We start from the raw sequence: 19,636 nt of genomic DNA, 5'->3' as shown, positions 1-19,636 counted from the left end.
AAAATATTATTTTAGGAGCGATACAACATGCAAAATAACCTCATGATCAAAATGAGTATATTCATAGGTTTCTTTGCTTTGCTCATTTTCTTCGCAACGACTAGTACTGAATCCAGCGCTGAAACACAAGTAGATCACAACCAGGAAGACATTATGTTTGCCATTCATGGAGGCAGCGGTACGGTCTCGGATGATTTACAGGATGATTACCGTGAAGTTATGGAAGAAGCGTTAGAAGCAGGGAAAAATACCATTGAGGATGGCGGAACAAGTGTAGAAGCTGTGGAAGACGCTATCCTCCTATTGGAAGATTCACCCTTACTGAATGCAGGACGAGGATCGGTTTTTAATACGGATGCCGCTCATGAATTGGATGCTTCTATCATGAGTGGCGAAGATCTGGAAGCCGGGGCTGTTGCCGGGGTGGAAAATATAAAAAATCCGATTTCTCTTGCTCACGAAATAATGGAAGAATCCGAACATGTCATGCTCGGCGGTGATGGAGCTGATTTGTTTGGAATCGAACAAGGCCTTGAAACCGTTACTCAAGATTATTTCTTCACCGAAAGAAGATGGGAACAACTTCTTGATGCAAAAGAAGAGGATGAAGCAGATACTGAAAATCACGGCACCGTTGGCGCGGTTGCCCTCGATGAAAACGATAATTTAGCAGCGGGAACGTCCACAGGAGGACTGACAAATAAAGCCGTTGGCAGGATTGGAGATTCACCGATTATTGGAGCAGGAACTTATGCCGATAATGACGGGGTCGCTGTATCCGCAACGGGGACAGGAGAGGTTTTCATCAGGGGAACGGCCGCAAGGGATATATCTGCCCTTGTTGAATTCGGGGAACAATCTGTATATGGTGCTGCAGAAACCGTTGTAGAAGACAACATGCCTTCTCTGGGAGCCACCGGTGCTGTCATTGCTTTGGATCATAATGGAAACCTTGCTTCTCCTTTTTCCAGCAGTGGGTTGTCATACGGATACGTAACCAATGACGGGGAAGTCATGGTGGAATTTGCTACGGATGAAGAGGACGAGCCGATCAGCGCAGCCGATATTAATGAAGCTGTCGAACGTTTCGATGAAGAAGGTGAATTTGCGAGCGAGGAAGCAGTGCAGGCTTTAACAACTCACCTGACAGCTGTCAGCCATTACGAAGAATTGGAAGAGGCGGATAACGTTGTTGAACATATGGAAGGATTTAATGACTTGCTTGATCATCAGCAAGAAAATGAGGTGATTTCCGAAGAAGCTTTTGAAACGCTGCAGTCCCATGCTGAAGATTTAATGGCCGTGTGGGAGTAGATAAAAATGTTTTACAATTTAACCCTAACCTGTGGCAAAATGTTTGCCACAGGTTTTTTTAGAAGCTAGCAAGGATCCCCACCCCCCCACCCTTTGAATTAGTTCTACAAATCTTATTTTGTACATATTTATTAGTGGCGGTGACACAAGCAAGGCAGTTTAATTTATCTAATTTTTCCAATTAATGTTATTATACGGTTATTGAGTATTGCAACGTTATCGTGTTTGTGTAGGCAGAATGGAGGGATAGGATAAGGCAGAAGTACCGATAACTATTGTTTTTATTTTCTTACAATTAAATGGATTTTAAAAGGGGTGTCATCTGTGAGAATTTCTTTAGTTTACCAAATTCTGATTGCATTCATTCTAGCTATCATATTTGGCGCGATATTCGGCGAAGCCATTGAGGTCGTAGAACCCCTTGGCGAGCTATTTTTACGGCTGATTCAATTCGTCATCATTCCGCTCATCCTGGCCGCTCTCATCACCGGTGTGACAAACCTGGGTACCGGAAAACAAATGGTCCGGCTCGGCGGGAAAACGGTTGCTTATTTTCTTATCACCTCCCTCATAGCGATAAGCATTGGTCTATCCATGGGCTTTTTGTTTAACCCCGGTGAAGTCGCCGATATAGACGAACCGACGGAGGAAGAAGTAGATGAGGAATTGGAAGACGCCGAAGAACAGGATGACGATGTCATTGATGTTATTTTAAATATCGTTCCCGAGAACCCCATCGAAGGCATGGCCGCGGGAGATACATTGCAAGTTATCTTTTTCGCATTGGCTTTAGGGATCGGCATCCTTGTCGTGGGCGAACGCGCGGATCCTTTGAAGAACTTCTTTGACGGCCTGGCCGAAGTTATGTTTAAAATTACCGCCGGCATCATAAAACTAGCTCCGCTCGGTGTTTTTGGCATCTTGGCACCAGTGGTGGGTGAACATGGCTTAGCCGTATTAATGCCACTCTTGGTCGTCATTGCTGCCCTTGCAGTTGGTTGTCTCATCCACATCTTGGTCGTTTACGGAAGTACAGTCAGATATCTTGGAAAAATATCACCTTTGAAGTTTTTCAAGGGGATGACCCCTGCGTTCCTATTTGCTTTCTCAAGCGCGAGCAGCGCGGCCACTATCCCGCTTTCCATGAAAAACGTACAAGAAAATGTCGGTGTTTCCAACAAAACGAGCAGCTTTATCATCCCTCTCGGCGCGACCATTAACATGGATGGAACCACTCTTTATAACGGCGTCGCGGTAATGTTTATCGCCCAGTTTTACGGGATTCAACTCTCATTCTTGGAAATCGCCACCGTCATGATCGTGGCAACACTTGCGGCTATCGGTACAGCCGGTGTACCAGGAGCGGGGCTAATTATGCTGACTATTACAGTGACCGCGATAGGTTTGCCGATCGAAGGCATTGCCCTGGTTGCTGCCATCGACCGTATCCTTGATATGATCCGTACCGGTACCAACATTTTGGGTGACAGCGCATGTGCCGTTTATGTCGAACGTTCCGAACACAAGGATAAGGCCTTCCAATCGGAAACAAATGAAACCGCTTAAAACGTAAACGGACACGTCGGCTTTAGAAGCTGACGTGTCTTTTATGAACAAAATAATGTAATCCGGCAGGTTTTTAAGGCTATTATGTCGTATATTATACAGGGGAATGATACAATCATGAGGCTTGTCAGAAAAAGATGAAAGGAGTATGCATACATGGAATTCGGAGTTTTAACGTTACTCCCTCCACTGCTTGCTATCGTTCTTGCAATCATTACCCGTAATGTTATCCCTTCTTTATTTGCAGGTGTTTGGATCGGAGCAACGATGTTGGCAGACTGGAATCCTATCATGGGTTTTTATGTTATGTTTCAAGACTTTATCATCCCAGTCATCGGGGATGAATGGAATGCCACTGTTTTAGTATACGTCGCGTTATTCGGCGTATTGATCGCGTTTTTCCAACGCACGGGAGGCGCTGAAGCACTGGCCAAATTCATTGCCGAAAAAGTAAAAAGCCGCCGCGGAGCGCAAGGGTCTACCGGAGGGATGGGTATACTCTTGTTTATTGATGATTATTTTAACGCATTGACCGCGGGAAGTGTCATGCGCTCGGTTACGGATCGAATGAAAGTGTCAAGGGAAAAGCTTGCCTATATCGTGGATTCCACTTCAGCACCCACCGCACTTCTCGTGCCTGTTTCCACCTGGGTCGTGTTTGTGATGGGATTGATCGGCGCTCAATTTGCGGAACTCGGTATCTCCCAATCGGAATACCTCACCTATCTGACGACGATCCCATTTAACTTTTACTCGATCTTTGCCGTTCTATTCGTTTTCGTCATTATCTTTTTGAAGCTCGATTATGGGCCGATGGCAAAAGCGGAATTCCGTACAATGACGACCGGAAAAGTTCAACGCGATGGGGCGCAACCTCCATCCGCAGATGAAATTACTCAAGCAGAACCTTTGACAACCAAGCCAAAATTAATGAATTTGCTCATACCGTTAATCGTTTTGTTAGCCATGATCCCGCCTCTTTTTTTATGGACGGGAGGTTACCCGGGAAATGATTTTGTGACCGCCATCGGAGAAGCGGACGGCGCGATTTCCATCCTTTTGGCCGCCTTCACGGCAGGCATTCTCGGCTTAATTATGGGGATGGCCCAAAAGTTATTCTCGTTCAAAGAAGCAATATCGATCTACATGAGCGGCATTAAAGGGATGGTCCTCGTTTTCATGATCTTAATCCTCGCTTGGTCGATTGGAGATGTTGCTGCAGAAGTCGGTACCGATGAATACGTGAGCACGCTCGCCGAGCAGCTGTTTACACCGGCAATTATTCCGGCTTTGATTTTTATCATTTCCGGGATTGTCGCTTTTACAACCGGAACTTCTTACGGCACGTTTGCCATTATGATTCCAATCGCGATGCCGATTGCTGTTTCCATGGACCTCTCAATGCCGTTGGCGATTGCAGCTGTACTAAGCGGCGGGGTCTTCGGGGATCATTGTTCACCGATCTCAGACACGACCGTTCTTTCATCTGCAGGTTCGTCCTGTGACTTGGTTGATCACGTCAACACCCAGCTTCCATATGCACTCACCGCGGGCGTAAGCGGCATTGTAGCATTTGTGGCTGCCGGGTATACAGAATCCATTTGGTTGTCGCTCGTAGCAGGAATTGTCGTCCTCATCCTATTAGGTTTTGGGTTAAACCGGATGTTCGGGCAAAAAATACCAAAAGAACCGGAAACGAATGCTTAGAGAAACGCAAAAAAGCCTGAGGTCACTGGAAAAGGACTCAGGCTCTTTTTTTATCCAAAAGGAGATTGTACCTCAATAGACGGGCGATGCGCCTCGGGAGGGACGATAAAACGGTTATTGTACCTTTAAGGCTTATCGACAAGATCCGTGAGGTACGATAATGAAGATATTGTACCCTAATAGGTGGTTGATACGGCTCGAGAGGTACAATAAAGACGATATTGCACCTCAATGGATGGTAAATCCGGTCTCTTAAGGTACGATAAAAAGTTATTTTGTTCGATAAACTTGATGCAACCTTCGTTTCGCCCTCTTAACATTGCATTATTCATTTTCCGTTAATGGTTGGTCAAGCTCGTGATCTTTCACGTAGGCTTTCGGTTTCATGATGCTGCCGGCATCGAAGTCATCCAACGGCTTATTTTCCAAAACGCGATTGGGGGTATCCGGGTTGGCCAAGGCTTGACGGGCGATAGCGACGAAATCACTTTGCCCATCGGAAATGAACTGGGCCGCGACCTCCGGATCGCTGAGGTTTCCACAACCTATAATCGGTTTCCCGGAATATTTTTTCGCCGCTTCAGCCATCGTCATCGTTCCTTCTCCAAAACCGGGAGTGGTCGCGTCATCATCGGAAAGATGGATAAAATCCACGGACGTTTTTCCCAGTGTGGAGAAAATGACTTCCGCATCCTTCTCTCCACCCGGCCATTTATACGTTCCGTTCGTCGCTTTCAATTGAGAAATGCGAATGCCGAGCATCATTTGCTCCCCCACTGCGTCACGCACATCATCGATTAATTCAACGAGAAAACGCAGGCGATTTTCGATGGAACCACCGTATTCATCTTCTCTTTTATTAATATTCTCCGACAAAAACTGGTCGAGCAAATAACCGTTGGCACCGTGGAGTTCAATCCCATCAAAACCGGCACTTACAGCATAGCGGGCAGACTGGACAAACCCGTCTTTGACGTCTTCGATTTCATCTTTTGTCAATTCTTTCGCGACCGGAAAATCCCCTTGGCCGCCGTAAACTTCCACCATTGGCTTCGGTGGTTGAAAGGGAGAAGGCGCAACACTCGTATCCTTATAATAATTCCCTTGTGATTGCCCGCCGGCGTGCATCAATTGCACAATCATTTTTGCGCCGTGCGCCTTTACATCACGAACGATAGGCGCCCACGCTTCGGCATGTTTCTCTGTTGCCAGCCCTGCCTGGTTTTCATACCCCTGGCTATACATGGTGTCCGGATACGTTCCCTCCGTCATCACCGCGGCAAATCCGCCTTTCGCGAAGCGCTCATAATAACGATGGACACGTTCATTCGGTGTGCCATCCGCTTCCGAACTTACCCTCGTCATCGGTCCGACAATGTATCGGTTTTTTAAAATGTGATTGCTGATATGACCTTGATCGAACAATGTATCTTCATAACGTTGCACACTAATCACCTTGCTTTCCTTTTATGCCTTTTTTATATACCTCTTTATTCTTTACCTTAAACGTGTCGAAATTCCTGTGCTTTGAAAAAAACAATAAGCGCGATCAACATTCCGGTTATCCCCAACCCAAACAAGACCGCCTGAACCGGGATGCCCGCTGAGACAAAGCCGGCAATTATGCCATAGGAAACCGGGTCAAACCCATTCATGGCAAGAAAAATAATGCTCATCACCCTGCCCATAATTCGGTTTTCCGTCTTCTCTTGCGCGACCGTAAAAAAAGGAATGTAGACGAAAACCATCGCGAATCCGATAAAAAATAATAACACCGTTAAGCCCGACAATGACGGAACTTGACTAAAGGCTATAAAAAGAAACAAAGATGCGATTAACCCATAGATCGTCACCGCGCCCCGCCGTTTTTTTATCGTATATACGCTTAAAATAAAGCTACCCAGCAACATGCCGATCCCTAAACCGGCCTCCATGAAACTTAAATTCAATGGCGATCCATCATGGACATCCACGAGCAACGGCATGGCAACATGAAGCGCCCCGAACACAAAAAAATTTAAGGAGATTAATACGACAAGGCCCGTAAGGAGAAAACTTGATTGCCGAACATAGCTCAGCCCCTCTTTCAAATCATTCCAAGGGCTTTGCGGGACACTATCATCGACCGGCGCTTCCTTGAGAAATGGCGGAAAGATGAAAACAGCTGAAAGAAAGACAAGAATAGTCGCGATCAAAAAGCTCGACGCCACACCAAGCGATTCCATCGTTAGACCCGCCAATATCGGGCCAACGATAAAGGATATTTGATCGGCACCCTGAAAAATCGCATTTGCCCTTTGCAATTGTTTTTTCGGGACGACTTTCGGAATTAACGACACACTCGCCGGTCCGAAAAAAGCGTCCAGCATTCCAAATACACCTGCCAGAACGAGTAAAACCGACAATGTTAGCAGGTCATTGGCAACGAATAGATACATACTGAAAAGCATGACGGACTGTATAAGGTTTGTCGCGAACATAATGGTTGTTTTTTTATATTTGTCGGCGACGACCCCGCCGAACATCATCATCACCAGACGGGGAATCGTTGCCGCTATTAAGACCAACCCCACAGCGGATGCCGACTCCAACTCACTAATGGCATACCAGGAGACCGTTGTTAAAAACATGCTAAAACCGACAACCGCAAAGATTCCCGCGATAAAAAGCAAGATAAAAATGCGATTTCGCGATAAAGGTTGTTGCTGCACTTTTGCTCCCTACCTTCTGTTAAACCAGTATCATCGGTCTTTACCATATAACAAGGACAAGGGGCATTTCAAACGAAAAGAATGCGAACGACGAAAAAGACTTTGCTTCCGATTTGGCGTTACTTTCCTAATCTAGTTTCATGTAGAAAAAAGTCAATTAATGATAGAATATGAAAAGATCGCAGGATCGAGGTGAACCGATGTATCGTAAAATTTTTGTATTTCTCATTCTAGCTTCCCTTGCAGTGTCCGCCTTTCTATATGGCGAAGAGATCGCGATTTGGATCGATGAACACGGCACGGAATCGATTGTGATCACGGCCGCTCTCGCCACCCTCATGTCGCTATTCCCGGTTATCCCCTATCCGATTATCGGCGGGATCCTTGGGGCGATATATGGGTCTTTTCTTGGAAGTTTCATCACTTGGTTTGGATCTTCCATGGCATCCATTATTATGTTTGTGTTCGTACGTTTCGGATACCAAGATTGGGGATTAAAAATCATCGGCAAGTACGAGGCTATCTCCAAGGTGACGATGCTCTTTGAGCGCAACGCTTTTATGACCATCTTTTTAACACGGCTGATCCCTATCGTTCCTTCCATCATCGTCAATATCTATTCCGCGCTCAGCCGCGTTGGTTTTTGGGCTTACACCGTCGCTTCTTCAGTGGGTAAAATCCCCTCCATGATATTGTTTGCCACCGTCGGAAGCACGATCGTACGCAATCCTGCGGATTTATTATATGTTGCTCTATTTTACGGCAGTTTTTTGCTTATCGTTTACGGTTGTTTCCGCCTATGGAACCGTTATGTCGTAAAGGAGAAGGAGCAGACGGCAAAATAATCACAATCCGGCGGAGCGATTTCCGTCCCGCGAAATACATGACCGCCCCGAGAAACACCCCGGCGGTGTTCAAAACAAGATCGTCAATGTCACTTACCCGCATCGTAAAGGTAAATTGGTAAAGTTCTATAAAGAATGAAACGAACATCCCGACAAACGTCACTTTCACAACGCTTCGCAAACGTCGAAGCAACAGCGGCAAATAGAAACCTAACGGCAAGAAAAGAAGCACGTTTCCGATTAAAATTTTTAAAGGATCCCACAAGCTAGGGCTAAACACACCAATCCGATAAATACTCCGAAAGGGTATCAAATTATAATTACGACCCCCGGGGCCATCTGGTCCGAGCGACGCTCCATAGTTCCAGGCGAACGTGGTAATGTATAAAAGCACGACCGTGTAGATGGCAAACATTATCCAAGAAAAGGTTTTCAGAGAACGCTGGCTCATCCTAGCACACCTTCCATCATGGGGCTCGTCTAGTATATGCGCCAGCGCTCCCCGCTCATGACGAAAGAAAAAAGCGACCGCCGGGTCGCAGTCGCCTCCTTACTTCTGTGGTTTCTGATAAGTCACATAAGTGCCTGCGATAAAATCATGAATCGCCCGCTTGTCGCGGCGTAAAGCTACCATAAAAATCGATACAACCAGAGCGATACCGAGGGTAAAAGCATAAATTACGCCACCGACAAATTCTCGCAGCAACATCGTCCCAATGTGAACATCCTTATTGTCCGTTTTTACGACCCGAACGCCTAAGATTCGTTTGCCAACGGTATATCCATACCAAATTCCCGGAAGAACAACCGCGTAGGCCAGAGTGAACAATCCTTCTCCCAGCTGCACTGCCTGGCTCGTCGTATCAAGATTAGCAATCGAGATGGCTAACATGACCACTATGCCAATCAATATCCCATCTAGCAAAAGCGCTGCAAACCGGGCCCAAAATCCTCCGAATTGAGACACGTGCATCACCTCCCCGGTTTCCATTCCCTATATCACTGGATCGGAAACGATGGATTCACGATCCTTCCTCTTCTTCTGCCGGCAGTTTTTCAATTTCAACCCGTTTTAATGTCGCGTCTTCTACCGTTAAAACCGTAAACATTAGATTTTGATATTCGAAAGCATCTCCTTCCATCGGGATATACTCAAGCTCGTTCAAAATAAATGCCGCGAGTACATCTTCTTTTTCCGGAATAGCCGTATTAAACACTGTATTCAATCGCCGTAACGTAAGTTTGCCGTTACATATGATCGTGGTATCCGTTATGCTTTCAATTAATCGATCATTCCCCAAGTCTGTCTCATCCTCAATTTCCTGGCCGATCATCGTCTCAATGATGTCTTCATGGCTGAGAAGGCCGACCGTCCCCCCGTATTCATCAAGAACAATCGCCAAATGTTTTTGTTCTTTCGACATCTGGCGAAATACTTGCTCAATCGGTTGAAATTCATGGACAAACATCGGGGACATGTCCGAGAGTTTCGTCATTTCCTGATCGAGATCAACGGACCAATAGATCAACCCTTTGGAATGAAAAACACCGATAATGGAATCCATGTCATCGCGATAAATTGGGTAACGAGTAAATCGATTTGCAAGAATAACATCACGCGCTTCTTTATAGGAAGCATCCTGACGTATACCGACAATTTCGACGCGAGGGGTTTTCATGGCATCGCGAACATTTAGGTTATAAAAGTCCAACACACCTTTGATGCGGTGGCTTTCGCCTTGGGCAAATGCCCCTTCGATTTGGGCAATATCCACCATTGTCCGCAATTCTTCTTTCGAGATCGAGGATGCTCCGTCTTCGTCTTTCGACAACACTTTCGTAACCGCTCTCGTCAATTTTGACAGCAGGTAAATAAACGGCTTTAAGAACCATAATACAAAACGAATAAGGGGAAAAACGGTGTAAGCAAGCCGGTCCGGAAATGTGGCGGCAATCGATTTGGGCATGACTTCGGAAAAAACGATTAACGTAACCGTTAATAGAAACGTTGCAACTCCGACGTTAAACCCTAAGTCAATCGCTACCATCGTTACAAGCGTCGGCAAAATAATGTTGACCACATTATTGCTGATAAGTATACCGGTGATAAATTCATCCGGTTTGGACAGTGTTTGCAAAAGTTTTTGCGATTTCCGGTCATTATTTTCCGCTCTTGTTTGGACTTTTGTGCGGTTTGCAGCCGTCATCGCGGTTTCACTTCCGGAAAAAAAAGCAGAAGCACACAAAAGAAGGGCTATTGCGATACCTATAAACACGGTTTCAACTCCTATTGGAAAAAGGACTCATTCGTTTGCTGTACTCCAACTATACAAAAATATAAAAAAAACGACAAATGAAAAAAGCAGACATTTGAAGGAGTCCCTTAAAACAGGAAGGCAGGAAATCTCACACAAACTATTCACATTTCTGTAAAATTGCTTTAAGATTAGAAAAGATCACTATCAAAAGGGGGCTTAACATGCTCGAATGGTTCGAAAACATAACGGGTGAAATCAGTGATTTTGTCTGGGGTTTGCCACTGATTCTTTTGCTCGTGGGTACGGGTGTATACTTAACGATTCGCTTGGCTTTTTATTCTTTTCGCATGTTGCCTTACGCGTTTAAACTTACTTTTTCCAAACAAGACAAAGAATCCAAAGGGGACATCAGCCATTTTCAGGCACTGATGACTTCTCTTGCCGCAACGGTCGGAACCGGAAACGTCGTTGGTGTTGCCACCGCCGTCGTTGCGGGGGGACCGGGCGCCGTCTTTTGGATGTGGATGACGGCTCTTGTCGGGATGGCCACGAAATACTCCGAGGCGATTCTCGGCATTAAATATCGACAGGAAAATGCCCGCGGAGAAATGTCCGGGGGACCGATGTATTATATTGAAAAAGGGCTGGGCCAAAAGTGGCTAGCTGTTCTATTTGCCTTTTTCGCCGTATTTGCCGCCATTTTCGGTATCGGTAACATGATTCAAGCCAACGCTGCCGCGGACGTTGCCAATGATGTCTTTAACGTTCCATTCTGGCTCACCGGTGTTGTCTTCATGGTTCTAATCGGCTTGGTTATCATCGGTGGGATCAAGAGTATCGGACGAGTGGTAGCCTTTATCGTTCCGTTTATGATCGTTGTATACGTCGCTGCTGGTGTTTTCCTGGTTGTTTTCAATGCAGATGCCGTTGGAGGCGCCTTTGCCTTAATCTTTACCGATGCCTTCACCGGACAGGCAGTAGCCGGCGGCGCAATTGGCACAGTGATCCAAATGGGGGTCGCCCGCGGGTTGTTTTCCAACGAAGCAGGCCTTGGTACCGGCGGGATTGCCGCTGCCGCTGCCCGTACCGATGTCCCTGCCCGCCAGGCATTGATTTCCATGACACAAGTGTTCATTGACACGATTATCGTTTGTACCGTCACAGGGCTCGCCCTCGTAATGGCGGACATGTACATGATTGATATTGAAGGCGCAGCCCTTACCGCGCAATCCTTTGATGAATTGCTTCCCGCCTTCGGAAGTGTCATTGTTGCGGTAACGTTACTGTTTTTTATTTACTCGACCATTCTCGGTTGGGCGTATTTCGGCGAAAAATGTTTCACCTATCTTGCCGGCACCAACTTTACAATGGTGTACCGTATCGTTTTCGTTTTGGCAATTCTGCCCGGAGCAACGTTGTCACTCGATACCGTCTGGAATCTCGGGGATATCTTTAACGCCTTGATGGCAGTTCCAAACCTCATCGGACTCTTGCTCTTATCAGGCGTTGTCGTGAAAGAAACGAAACGATTCAATGAAATACGAACCTATGAAAAAGGGAAAACAACTATGTAAAAAGGAATAGCGCCTCGCTCCTTTCCGGGACGAGGCGTTTTTTATGAAAACAAGATTAAATTAAGACCCGCGACCAGCACAAGAATCATCGCGATGGTTCGGATCATGTACGTCGGCAATTTTTCAAACCATCGTAAGCCCAATACGGCCCCGACAATGACACTCACGATTCCAATGGCAAAATAAAAAAGAAACGACAAGGTAAAATCTCCATTCACGCCATGCAGAAGCAATGAAAAGGAAGATGTGATTAATGTAACAATTTGCACGTTCGCTGTATAACGATGTTTGTCTTCTTTATACAAGTATAAACAATAGATGACGAGAAACGTGCCTCCGACTGCGAAGAGCCCTCCGAAAAAACCATTGAGCATACCGAGACTGATCGGCACCAATTTATTGATTTTTTTTAAGCTTACATTTCTTTTGTTATTAAAATATAAGTAAACGACAAGCGCAATGAGAAAAATACCCAGCCATATTCTTAAAATGTCCAGTTCGCCATAGGTGGTTAACACAAAAAAAGAAATGATTCGCCCTGCAAAAGATGCAACCACAAACATCATTAATCCTTTTAGTTGCACCGACCGGTAATTTTTAAAAAGAATAATTAAAGCTGTTGCAGCTAAAAACGATAACACGAGTAATGTGCTTTCTTTTACGGTTAAAATAAAGGGGAGGAACCCCATCACGACCAAACCAAGACCGAAGCCGCTCGCGCCCTGCACAAAAGCGCCAATCAAAACTATGAAGAAAATAAACAATAATTCCCAGATCATCTTTATCCGCCCTAAACTTTTTGAACTAACCCTTCTATTCTATCATGCTTTTTAAGGAAGTGAACGTTACAGAACAGATTGCTTGCGACACAAGCGCATAAACTCTATGCTCATAGTGATAGGAGAGATAAATGCGATGTGTCTCATTAATTTCCAGTGGAAAGCCCATAAACATTACCCACTCATCATTGCCGCAAATCGCGATGAGTTCTACGAACGCCCGACAGCGCCGGCCCATTTCTGGGAAGACGAACCTGAACTACTCGCCGGTCGCGATCTTGTGCAAAAAGGAACATGGCTTGGCATCACAAAACAGGGGAAATTCGCGGCATTAACCAATTTTCGTGACCCGCAACAAATCGATCCCGGCAAAGCTTCCCGGGGAGAAATCGTAAAACAATTTTTAACGGAAGACTGGTCTCCAAAGGAGTTTGTGGAATCCTTGCGGGAACATCGTGAATCTTACACCGGTTATAACGTGATCGCCGGAACCCTCGACGAGATGTATCACTATAATAATGTCCACAATGAATTGAACAAAGTGAACCCCGGGGCCCACGGGTTGAGCAATGATTCCTTAAACACGCCGTGGCCGAAAGTCATAAAAGGAAAACAAACATTAAACGTATATGCAACACAAGCCAGTGAAATCAAAACAGAACCATTATTTCAGATGCTTTCCGATACAGAGCAAGCGCCAGTCGAAGAATTGCCGGCAACAGGCATTGATCCCGACTTTGAAAGGCAGCTTTCCCCTTTATTTATTCATACAGAAAATTATGGAACCCGCGCCTCTACGGTGCTTCTTATCGACAACCAGAAAAACGTAACCTTCGTGGAACGACGATTTAATGAAGGGGTGTTCACAGGCGAGCAATCGTTTTCGTTCCGGGTTAGTCATAGCTAATGGTGTCTTCCTTGTGCCGAAACGCCTAACCTGCTGATATTCGTTCATAGACCGAAAAACGGAGCGATTTACATGAAACGACCCGCCTAAAAGAAGACGGGTCGAACAACCTTATTGCAACTATTTATTTTGGGTTCGTCGCCCACAGTTCGGAGTTTTTCACGAACATACGCGGGTGAAGTTTCAATTGAGAAACAACCACATCCGCCAAGTCTTCTGCTTGCATAAAGTGCTCGCTGTCTTCTGTTCCATCGCTCAAGTTGTGATCAGACGCAAAATCGGTGATCACTTTGCTCGGGCTGATCGCTTGGACGCGGATGTTTTCTTGTCTCATTTCTCTCATTAATGACTCTGTAAGCCCAAGCACCGCGAATTTCGAAGCACTGTATGCGCTGGAACCTACGGTGCCACGGAGACCGGACGTCGAAGAGATGTTGACAATTTCTCCGGCCTGGCGCTCGACCATATCCGGGAGCACCGCGTGGGTCACATGGTAAATGCCCATGACGTTCACATCCCAAACATTCCGCCAGTCCTCTTCGCTTAGATCCAAAAAACGACCAAACTTCCCGATACCGGCATTATTAATCAAAATATCGATTTCCCCGAGCGTATCTTTCACTTGTTGAACAGCATCCTTCACCTCGCCTCCATTAGAAACATCGGCTTGAACGCTCACTGTTTTCACATCGTACTCAGCCAATTCATTGGCCACGTTTTCCACGTTCGCTCCCGTTCTGCCCATCAGAGCCACGTGCACACCTTCGCGCGCGAACGCATGGGCCAATGCGCGGCCGATGCCACGTCCCGCTCCGGTGATTAATGCTGTTTTCCCTGTGATCGACTGCATCTTTTAAAACTCCTTTCCCAGTGATTTGCTGCCGCTTTCGTCTTTTTCATTTAAAAATAAAGTGATCGCGCTCACCCCTATGATAACAAGAACGAGACCTATGATGCGTGAAAGGCCAAACGTTTCATCAAAAGCGAAAAGTCCAATCAGCGCGACACCGCTGGTCCCTACTCCTACCCAGACAGCATAGGCGACCGCCAAAGGAATGTATATGAAAGACTTGGAAAGAAAATAGATGGCGCCCAACAGCCCCAAAAAAACGAACACGGTCGGCCACGTGTTCGTAAAGCCGTCGGCCAATTTTACATTCGTCGTCGCGATCACTTCAAAAATAATCGCGATGATGAGTAGGATCCATCCTTTGTACTTTCCCATCACGTTTCCCTCCCTAAACATTTAAAAGGACAACGCCGACGATGAGCACTCCCATCGAGAGGGCGGTCTTTTTGTTCAATTTTTCCTTAAATACGAACACGCCTACGATAGCGGTCAATATAACGCCGATTCCGCTCCACGTTGCATACGTTACACTGATTGGGAGCTCAGTTACGATGAGCGAAAGCAGGTAAAAGGTGAGAAAATAAATCATCACACCCGCGAATGCCGGGCCCAACCGTTGAAAACCTTCTGATTTTTTTAAAGCTGCATCCCCAACAGACGCAATCACAATGGCAGCAAACAATACAACATAAATCATTGGTGTTCACCTTCTTTTAAACCGTCTGGACGGTCAGTTTCATTCAAACAGAAGCTTTTACTCTTCTTCCATTAACGCTTTCACGACATTCAAGACATGCTCGCGATCTTGGTTCCCGCGCAGGTGAATGTCAAACAAGTTCTCAAACCATAAACCACTCGTAATCAAGCGAATAATGACCGCAGCTTCCTCGCTGTTTTCCGCGCGCAAACGTTGCATCCACTCACTGTATTGCTGCTGCATAGGAGCTAACAAGTCACGATCGTTGGCGATGGCCATAATGGCGCTTTTGTCCATTGTTGAAATGTCATTCCTGTGGTCCACGTCACTTAACGTAGATAACACGTAACTGAGGGAAAAATCATGCGCTTTTTCAAATTCAGCAATAGATTCATTCGAGCGTTTAAACACATAGGCCACCATCCCTTCAAGGAGCGCCTGCTTGCTCGGAAAATGATACAGTAATCCACCTTTGCTGATGCCTGCTTCCTCGGCGACCTGTTCAAGGGTCACATTGCCAATGCCCACATTGGAAACAGTCTTTGCCGCAGCTTTTAAGATTTCTTCTCGTTTTGACATGATCATCAACTCTTTTCCTGATCAGTATTATACCGTCCGGACAGTCAGTCTGTCAAAATGAGAAAGATACCCCGTTACTCGGAGTACCTTTCAAGCAAAAAAATGCGGCGAAACGCCATGATCAGGACGACTTGCGAAACGACCAACGTAACGACCCAAAGTACGTTTCCATATACGGCAAAAATCGCGGCGATCGCCGCAAAAATGATGGAGAGAATAAACATTCCAATCGCTTTTTTATCTTTTAAACGTTTCATCTTCTCTTCCTTATTACCAGAGTTTATAGATCGATTGCGTGCCGCTGTTTTCTTCCCCTTGTTCAACCAGTTTATCATACAAGGATTTGACCAATTCGACGCCGGGCAAACCTTCCTTCATTTGCTCGGATTCTTCAATGGCGATCTCCATATCTTTGATAAAATGTTTGACATAAAAGCCGGGGGCGAAGTCTTCTTTTAACATTCGCGGCGCCAAATTTTGCAACGTCCAGCTGCCGCCGGCGCCCGTTGAAATGCTCTTTAATACTTTTTCCTGGTCAAGGCCTGCTTCTTTTGCATAACCCATCGCTTCTGCCGCCCCGATCATGCTGGCAGCCACGGCAATTTGGTTACACATTTTCGTATGCTGCCCGCTGCCGGCAGGTCCTAAATGTTGTATGTTTTCCCCCATCGTTTCAAATAATGGAAGGCATTGCTCGTAGGCATCCTCATCGCCGCCAACCATGATGACAAGTTTGCCGTTGCGGGCGCCTACGTCACCGCCGGAAACGGGAGCATCCAAAGCCGCGCCTGATTTTTCTTTTGCCGCTGCCGCAATTTTTTTCGCTAAGGACGGTTTCGACGTTGTCATATCGATCAACGTAGCGTCCTTTTTCATATGTGCGAGTAACCCATTTTCTGAAAAGTAAACATCTTCCACATCCTTCGGGTACCCGATCATCGTAATGACAACATCAGCCTCGGATGCGAGTTCTTGCACGGAATCCTTCCAAGTGGCGCCGCTCGCGACAAGATCATCCGCTTTCGCTTTCGTTCTTGTGTAGACAAGCACCGGGTAGCCGGCGTCCAAAATATGTTTTGCCATGCTTTTCCCCATCACGCCGATGCCGATAAACCCTACCGTTTGACTCATCGGTGACCTCCTCTGTTGCAATTTTTCTATGAATCCATGATATCATACTTCTTTGCCAACCCATAGAAAATCCATGTATAATAGAAATGAAAACGCTATAGTAAAAGGTGTTCATTTGGCATAATTTTTGCATTTATTCAGGTTATACAAGGAGGTATTTTTTATGGCTAACTACGAATATGTAAACGTAACCACCGAATCTTTTGTTACGACAGTGGAAATTGATCATCCCCCGGCAAATACATTGTCGCCGGACTCGGTCAATGAGTTGCGGGGTGTATTTAAAACATTGTCCAATGATCCAGACACCCGGGCGATTGTTTTGACAGGCGCCGGACGCTTCTTCGTTGCCGGTGCCGACATTAAAAAATTTACGGACGCCTTTGACGATGCACCGAAAGCAGAGGCGATCGCCAAGGCGGGCCAAGACCTTTGCGATGAGATCGAGCAGTCAAAAAAACCGGTCATTGCGGCGATTAACGGGGCGGCTTTAGGCGGAGGCCTCGAAATAGCCATGGCCTGCCACTATCGCTTCGCAGCCGAAGAGGCTGTACTCGGGCTGCCGGAACTAAAACTCGGATTAATTCCTTCTTTTGGCGGTACGCAACGTCTACGCCGGTATTTAGGCGCGGCGACAGCCATGGAATATATTTTAACAAGCAAGAACATGAAAGCTGATGAAGCTGCTGAACTCGGACTCATCCAACGCGTAGTCCCGGGCGAATCCATTCGGCAGGATGCCTACGCTTTTGCAGAACAATTAATTGAAGGCAAAAGCATGACGAGCATCGAACGCGCGGTAGAAGTCATCATGAAGGGGGTTGATGGTTCAACGGAAGACAGTTTGGAACTTGAGCGGCAATTTTTTGGCGAACTCTTCTGCAGCGATGACGGAAAAGAAGGCGTCCAGGCATTTATCGACAAACGCACCCCAAATTTTCGACATTCATAGGAGGTAGCCATGACGAACGAAGTTACATTTTCAACAAACGAAAAAGGATTGGCAACGATCACTTTAAATCGGCCAAAAGCACTGAATTCATTAACTATCGACATGATTGTCGCGATCGGCGAGCAATTGGAAGCTTGGCGGGAAGATGATTCCATACAAGTAATTATCATGGAAGGCGCCGGAGAAAAAGGGTTCTGCGCCGGCGGTGACATTAAAACGTTATCAGAGGCACAAAACGGCGGGGAAGCCTTCGCGAAGGCAAGGGAATTTTTTAAAGAAGAGTATAAAGTTGATTTGATGGTGAAGGAATACCCGAAGCCGATTGTCGCATGCCTTGATGGCGTTGTTATGGGCGGCGGTGTCGGTCTAACACAAGGAGCGAGCCACCGTATCGTTACACCCCGCACAAAATGGGCGATGCCGGAAATGAACATTGGATTCTTTCCGGATGTGGGCGCTGTCCATCTTTTAAACCAGGCTCCGGGACATGCCGGGCGTTATCTTGCCTTGACCTCGACGACGATTAAAGCTGCGGACGTGCTTTATATCGGCGCGGCCGATCATTATGTCACGGAATTAGCGAAGCTGCTTGATCAATTGAGCGAGATCGATTGGGTAAACGAGAAGGATCCAACAGGCAAGCTCGATCACATACTCGCCGAACAGAACCGTAGGCCGGAAGAGGAAGCGACCCTTGCTTCCATACAAGCCGATATCGATCATTATTTTCATGCAGATACGGTTGAGGGGATCGTGGAAAAATTAGAAAGCGGAGACGGGGCATTCGCGACGGAAACTCGAGAAACACTGCTATCGAAGTCACCACTGTCCGAAAAAGTGACATTGAAACATATGATCGACAGTGAAAATAAATCCCTCGCCGAGACGTTGGAAATGGACCTCGTGATTGCCGGTCGCTTTCTCGAGCTTGACGATTTTTACAAAGGCGTGGAAGCAGTCATTTTCAAGAAAAATCAAAGTCCGGACTATACGTACAAACGCTTGGAAGATGTGTCAGACGCGATGGTGAAACGGTTTTTTGAAGCTTCATAGCGAAGCGGACGTTATTCATTTAATTGAATGTGACCGATGGATGATGAAGATTTTAGAGGCGGTAAGAGATTTGCAGCTTCCTGATGGCTGGGTCTCAGCCGGCTTTATCCGCTCGAAAATATGGGACACATTGCATGGTTTTCGCAAGCGGACGCCATTGCCGGACGTGGATGTCATCTATTTTGATCCCGAGAATCTCGATGAGAGTGAAGAAAAAAAGCGGGAGGAACACTTGAGAAATGTGCTTCCTCTCGTTCCTTGGTCTGTGAAAAACCAAGCGAGAATGCACCTTGTAAACGACGACCCACCTTACACCTCCTCCGTTGATGCTATATCAAAATTTCCGGAAACGGCGACAGCTCTTGGTATTAAACTGGATGCCACTGGACGAGTGATACTTGCTGCGCCTTGCGGGGTGGAGGACGTGCTTCAAGGAGCGGTGCGACCCACCCCTTTTTTCAGAGAATCAGAAGCGCGACTAGCTGTGTACAGGGAAAGGGTGTTGAAAAAAAATTGGGCGGCAACATGGGAAATGTTGGATATATGGGGTGGATATTGAGGGATGTTCTTAGCACCTCGGTATACGTTCTGAAAACGATGCGAGTATCGAAAACAGATCGGATGCCCAGCTTTTCGTAATCTTAAACGGAAACCACCAACAACGTTAAGAGGTCATGAATGGCTTCACGTCACCATAATGCCATTTATACCTG

General features: G+C 46.3%; 21 protein-coding genes. 9 read left to right on the top strand and 12 right to left on the bottom strand.

The features are described from left to right. Nucleotides 1-27: 27 nt before the first annotated feature. From EPH95_RS15390 to EPH95_RS15380, 3 genes are all read left to right on the top strand, one after another. A complete protein-coding gene (locus EPH95_RS15390; RefSeq protein ID WP_142090909.1) occupies nucleotides 28-1,314 on the top strand; it encodes an isoaspartyl peptidase/L-asparaginase family protein in 1,287 nt (428 codons plus the stop codon). 324 nt (nucleotides 1,315-1,638) lie between these two features. Next, nucleotides 1,639-2,880, top strand: coding sequence for a dicarboxylate/amino acid:cation symporter (locus EPH95_RS15385; protein WP_142090908.1), 1,242 nt, complete (start codon nucleotides 1,639-1,641; stop codon nucleotides 2,878-2,880). A 156-nt stretch (nucleotides 2,881-3,036) separates the two neighbouring features. After that, nucleotides 3,037-4,587 carry a Na+/H+ antiporter NhaC family protein gene (locus EPH95_RS15380; RefSeq protein ID WP_142090907.1) on the top strand — a complete coding sequence of 517 codons (1,551 nt, stop codon included), beginning with the start codon at nucleotides 3,037-3,039 and terminating at the stop codon, nucleotides 4,585-4,587. Between the two features lie 324 nt (nucleotides 4,588-4,911). Here the strand turns inward: EPH95_RS15380 and EPH95_RS15375 are convergent, their stop codons facing one another. Further along, complete coding sequence (locus EPH95_RS15375) at nucleotides 4,912-6,033, bottom strand: oxidoreductase (protein ID WP_142091642.1); 1,122 nt, start codon at nucleotides 6,031-6,033, stop codon at nucleotides 4,912-4,914. 56 nt (nucleotides 6,034-6,089) lie between these two features. Then, nucleotides 6,090-7,298: an MFS transporter gene (locus tag EPH95_RS15370; protein WP_142090906.1), complete on the bottom strand. Its 1,209-nt coding sequence runs from the start codon at nucleotides 7,296-7,298 to the stop codon at nucleotides 6,090-6,092. A gap of 170 nt (nucleotides 7,299-7,468) precedes the next feature. Here EPH95_RS15370 and EPH95_RS15365 point away from each other — a divergent pair, with 170 nt between their 5' ends. After that, nucleotides 7,469-8,143: a TVP38/TMEM64 family protein gene (locus EPH95_RS15365; protein WP_227003940.1), complete on the top strand. Its 675-nt coding sequence runs from the start codon at nucleotides 7,469-7,471 to the stop codon at nucleotides 8,141-8,143. Here the strand turns inward: EPH95_RS15365 and EPH95_RS15360 are convergent. The 3 genes from EPH95_RS15360 to EPH95_RS15350 form a co-directional block, all read right to left on the bottom strand. Further along, nucleotides 8,073-8,594: a VanZ family protein gene (locus EPH95_RS15360; protein WP_142090904.1), complete on the bottom strand. Its 522-nt coding sequence runs from the start codon at nucleotides 8,592-8,594 to the stop codon at nucleotides 8,073-8,075. The two genes, EPH95_RS15365 and EPH95_RS15360, sit on opposite strands and share 71 nt — an antisense overlap. 99 nt (nucleotides 8,595-8,693) lie before the next feature. After that, on the bottom strand, nucleotides 8,694-9,116 hold the full coding sequence (locus EPH95_RS15355; RefSeq protein ID WP_142090903.1) for an RDD family protein: 423 nt from the start codon (nucleotides 9,114-9,116) through the stop codon (nucleotides 8,694-8,696). 49 nt (nucleotides 9,117-9,165) lie between these two features. Further along, nucleotides 9,166-10,419 carry a hemolysin family protein gene (locus tag EPH95_RS15350; protein WP_452596418.1) on the bottom strand — a complete coding sequence of 418 codons (1,254 nt, stop codon included), beginning with the start codon at nucleotides 10,417-10,419 and terminating at the stop codon, nucleotides 9,166-9,168. Nucleotides 10,420-10,622: 203 nt separating this feature from the next. Between EPH95_RS15350 and EPH95_RS15345 the strand changes: the two genes are divergently transcribed. Further along, the gene (locus tag EPH95_RS15345; RefSeq protein WP_142090902.1) at nucleotides 10,623-11,975 is read left to right on the top strand and encodes an alanine/glycine:cation symporter family protein; all 1,353 of its coding nucleotides are present in this window, start codon (nucleotides 10,623-10,625) and stop codon (nucleotides 11,973-11,975) included. Nucleotides 11,976-12,016: 41 nt separating this feature from the next. Here EPH95_RS15345 and EPH95_RS15340 read toward each other — a convergent pair whose 3' ends face one another. Beyond that, complete coding sequence (locus EPH95_RS15340; RefSeq protein ID WP_142090901.1) at nucleotides 12,017-12,754, bottom strand: sulfite exporter TauE/SafE family protein; 738 nt, start codon at nucleotides 12,752-12,754, stop codon at nucleotides 12,017-12,019. A 136-nt stretch (nucleotides 12,755-12,890) separates the two neighbouring features. On the opposite strand from EPH95_RS15340, the gene EPH95_RS15335 reads away from it, so the two are divergent. Beyond that, complete coding sequence (locus EPH95_RS15335; protein WP_142090900.1) at nucleotides 12,891-13,661, top strand: NRDE family protein; 771 nt, start codon at nucleotides 12,891-12,893, stop codon at nucleotides 13,659-13,661. A 124-nt stretch (nucleotides 13,662-13,785) separates the two neighbouring features. On the opposite strand, the gene EPH95_RS15330 is transcribed toward EPH95_RS15335, so the two are convergent. The 6 genes from EPH95_RS15330 to EPH95_RS15305 form a co-directional block, all read right to left on the bottom strand. Beyond that, nucleotides 13,786-14,511, bottom strand: coding sequence for a 3-ketoacyl-ACP reductase (locus EPH95_RS15330; protein ID WP_142090899.1), 726 nt, complete (start codon nucleotides 14,509-14,511; stop codon nucleotides 13,786-13,788). Between the two features lie 3 nt (nucleotides 14,512-14,514). After that, nucleotides 14,515-14,886 (bottom strand): DMT family transporter, encoded by a 372-nt coding sequence (locus EPH95_RS15325; protein WP_160141807.1) that lies wholly within the window; start codon nucleotides 14,884-14,886, stop codon nucleotides 14,515-14,517. A 13-nt stretch (nucleotides 14,887-14,899) separates the two neighbouring features. Further along, nucleotides 14,900-15,208: a DMT family transporter gene (locus EPH95_RS15320; protein ID WP_142090897.1), complete on the bottom strand. Its 309-nt coding sequence runs from the start codon at nucleotides 15,206-15,208 to the stop codon at nucleotides 14,900-14,902. 57 nt (nucleotides 15,209-15,265) lie between these two features. Then, nucleotides 15,266-15,787, bottom strand: coding sequence for a TetR/AcrR family transcriptional regulator (locus EPH95_RS15315; RefSeq protein ID WP_160141806.1), 522 nt, complete (start codon nucleotides 15,785-15,787; stop codon nucleotides 15,266-15,268). A 74-nt stretch (nucleotides 15,788-15,861) separates the two neighbouring features. Continuing rightward, nucleotides 15,862-16,044, bottom strand: coding sequence for a hypothetical protein (locus tag EPH95_RS15310; protein ID WP_142090895.1), 183 nt, complete (start codon nucleotides 16,042-16,044; stop codon nucleotides 15,862-15,864). 13 nt (nucleotides 16,045-16,057) lie between these two features. Next, entirely contained in the window at nucleotides 16,058-16,918 is an 861-nt protein-coding gene (locus EPH95_RS15305; protein ID WP_142090894.1) for an NAD(P)-dependent oxidoreductase, read from the bottom strand. A gap of 163 nt (nucleotides 16,919-17,081) precedes the next feature. On the opposite strand from EPH95_RS15305, the gene EPH95_RS15300 reads away from it, so the two are divergent. Genes EPH95_RS15300 through EPH95_RS15290 form a run of 3 tightly spaced genes read left to right on the top strand, consistent with a single transcriptional unit; the run spans nucleotide 17,082 to nucleotide 19,482 of the window. Further along, nucleotides 17,082-17,870 carry an enoyl-CoA hydratase-related protein gene (locus EPH95_RS15300; RefSeq protein WP_142090893.1) on the top strand — a complete coding sequence of 263 codons (789 nt, stop codon included), beginning with the start codon at nucleotides 17,082-17,084 and terminating at the stop codon, nucleotides 17,868-17,870. 9 nt (nucleotides 17,871-17,879) lie between these two features. Continuing rightward, entirely contained in the window at nucleotides 17,880-18,923 is a 1,044-nt protein-coding gene (locus EPH95_RS15295; RefSeq protein ID WP_142090892.1) for an enoyl-CoA hydratase/isomerase family protein, read from the top strand. 40 nt (nucleotides 18,924-18,963) lie between these two features. Next, entirely contained in the window at nucleotides 18,964-19,482 is a 519-nt protein-coding gene (locus EPH95_RS15290) for a nucleotidyltransferase family protein (RefSeq protein WP_142091640.1), read from the top strand. The last annotated feature ends 154 nt before the right edge of the window (nucleotides 19,483-19,636 follow it).

The sequence above is a fragment of the Salicibibacter halophilus genome (assembly GCF_006740705.1).
Classification (GTDB): domain Bacteria; phylum Bacillota; class Bacilli; order Bacillales; family Marinococcaceae; genus Salicibibacter; species Salicibibacter halophilus.
The sequence above is the reverse complement of the archived record's forward strand: the minus strand, read 5'-3'. Positions and strand labels throughout refer to the sequence as shown.

Excerpts from the sequence above, each read along its gene's own strand:
- EPH95_RS15390 (WP_142090909.1), top strand. The coding sequence starts at position 28 with ATGCAAAATAACCTCATGATCAAAATGAGTATATTCATAGGTTTCTTT.
- EPH95_RS15380 (WP_142090907.1), top strand. The coding sequence starts at position 3,037 with ATGGAATTCGGAGTTTTAACGTTACTCCCTCCACTGCTTGCTATCGTT.
- EPH95_RS15365 (WP_227003940.1), top strand. The coding sequence starts at position 7,469 with ATGAAAAGATCGCAGGATCGAGGTGAACCGATGTATCGTAAAATTTTT.
- EPH95_RS15360 (WP_142090904.1), bottom strand. The coding sequence starts at position 8,594 with ATGAGCCAGCGTTCTCTGAAAACCTTTTCTTGGATAATGTTTGCCATC.
- EPH95_RS15355 (WP_142090903.1), bottom strand. The coding sequence starts at position 9,116 with ATGCACGTGTCTCAATTCGGAGGATTTTGGGCCCGGTTTGCAGCGCTT.
- EPH95_RS15345 (WP_142090902.1), top strand. The coding sequence starts at position 10,623 with ATGCTCGAATGGTTCGAAAACATAACGGGTGAAATCAGTGATTTTGTC.
- EPH95_RS15340 (WP_142090901.1), bottom strand. The coding sequence starts at position 12,754 with ATGATCTGGGAATTATTGTTTATTTTCTTCATAGTTTTGATTGGCGCT.
- EPH95_RS15335 (WP_142090900.1), top strand. The coding sequence starts at position 12,891 with ATGTGTCTCATTAATTTCCAGTGGAAAGCCCATAAACATTACCCACTC.
- EPH95_RS15330 (WP_142090899.1), bottom strand. The coding sequence starts at position 14,511 with ATGCAGTCGATCACAGGGAAAACAGCATTAATCACCGGAGCGGGACGT.
- EPH95_RS15325 (WP_160141807.1), bottom strand. The coding sequence starts at position 14,886 with ATGGGAAAGTACAAAGGATGGATCCTACTCATCATCGCGATTATTTTT.
- EPH95_RS15320 (WP_142090897.1), bottom strand. The coding sequence starts at position 15,208 with ATGATTTATGTTGTATTGTTTGCTGCCATTGTGATTGCGTCTGTTGGG.
- EPH95_RS15315 (WP_160141806.1), bottom strand. The coding sequence starts at position 15,787 with ATGTCAAAACGAGAAGAAATCTTAAAAGCTGCGGCAAAGACTGTTTCC.
- EPH95_RS15310 (WP_142090895.1), bottom strand. The coding sequence starts at position 16,044 with ATGAAACGTTTAAAAGATAAAAAAGCGATTGGAATGTTTATTCTCTCC.
- EPH95_RS15305 (WP_142090894.1), bottom strand. The coding sequence starts at position 16,918 with ATGAGTCAAACGGTAGGGTTTATCGGCATCGGCGTGATGGGGAAAAGC.
- EPH95_RS15300 (WP_142090893.1), top strand. The coding sequence starts at position 17,082 with ATGGCTAACTACGAATATGTAAACGTAACCACCGAATCTTTTGTTACG.
- EPH95_RS15295 (WP_142090892.1), top strand. The coding sequence starts at position 17,880 with ATGACGAACGAAGTTACATTTTCAACAAACGAAAAAGGATTGGCAACG.
- EPH95_RS15290 (WP_142091640.1), top strand. The coding sequence starts at position 18,964 with ATGATGAAGATTTTAGAGGCGGTAAGAGATTTGCAGCTTCCTGATGGC.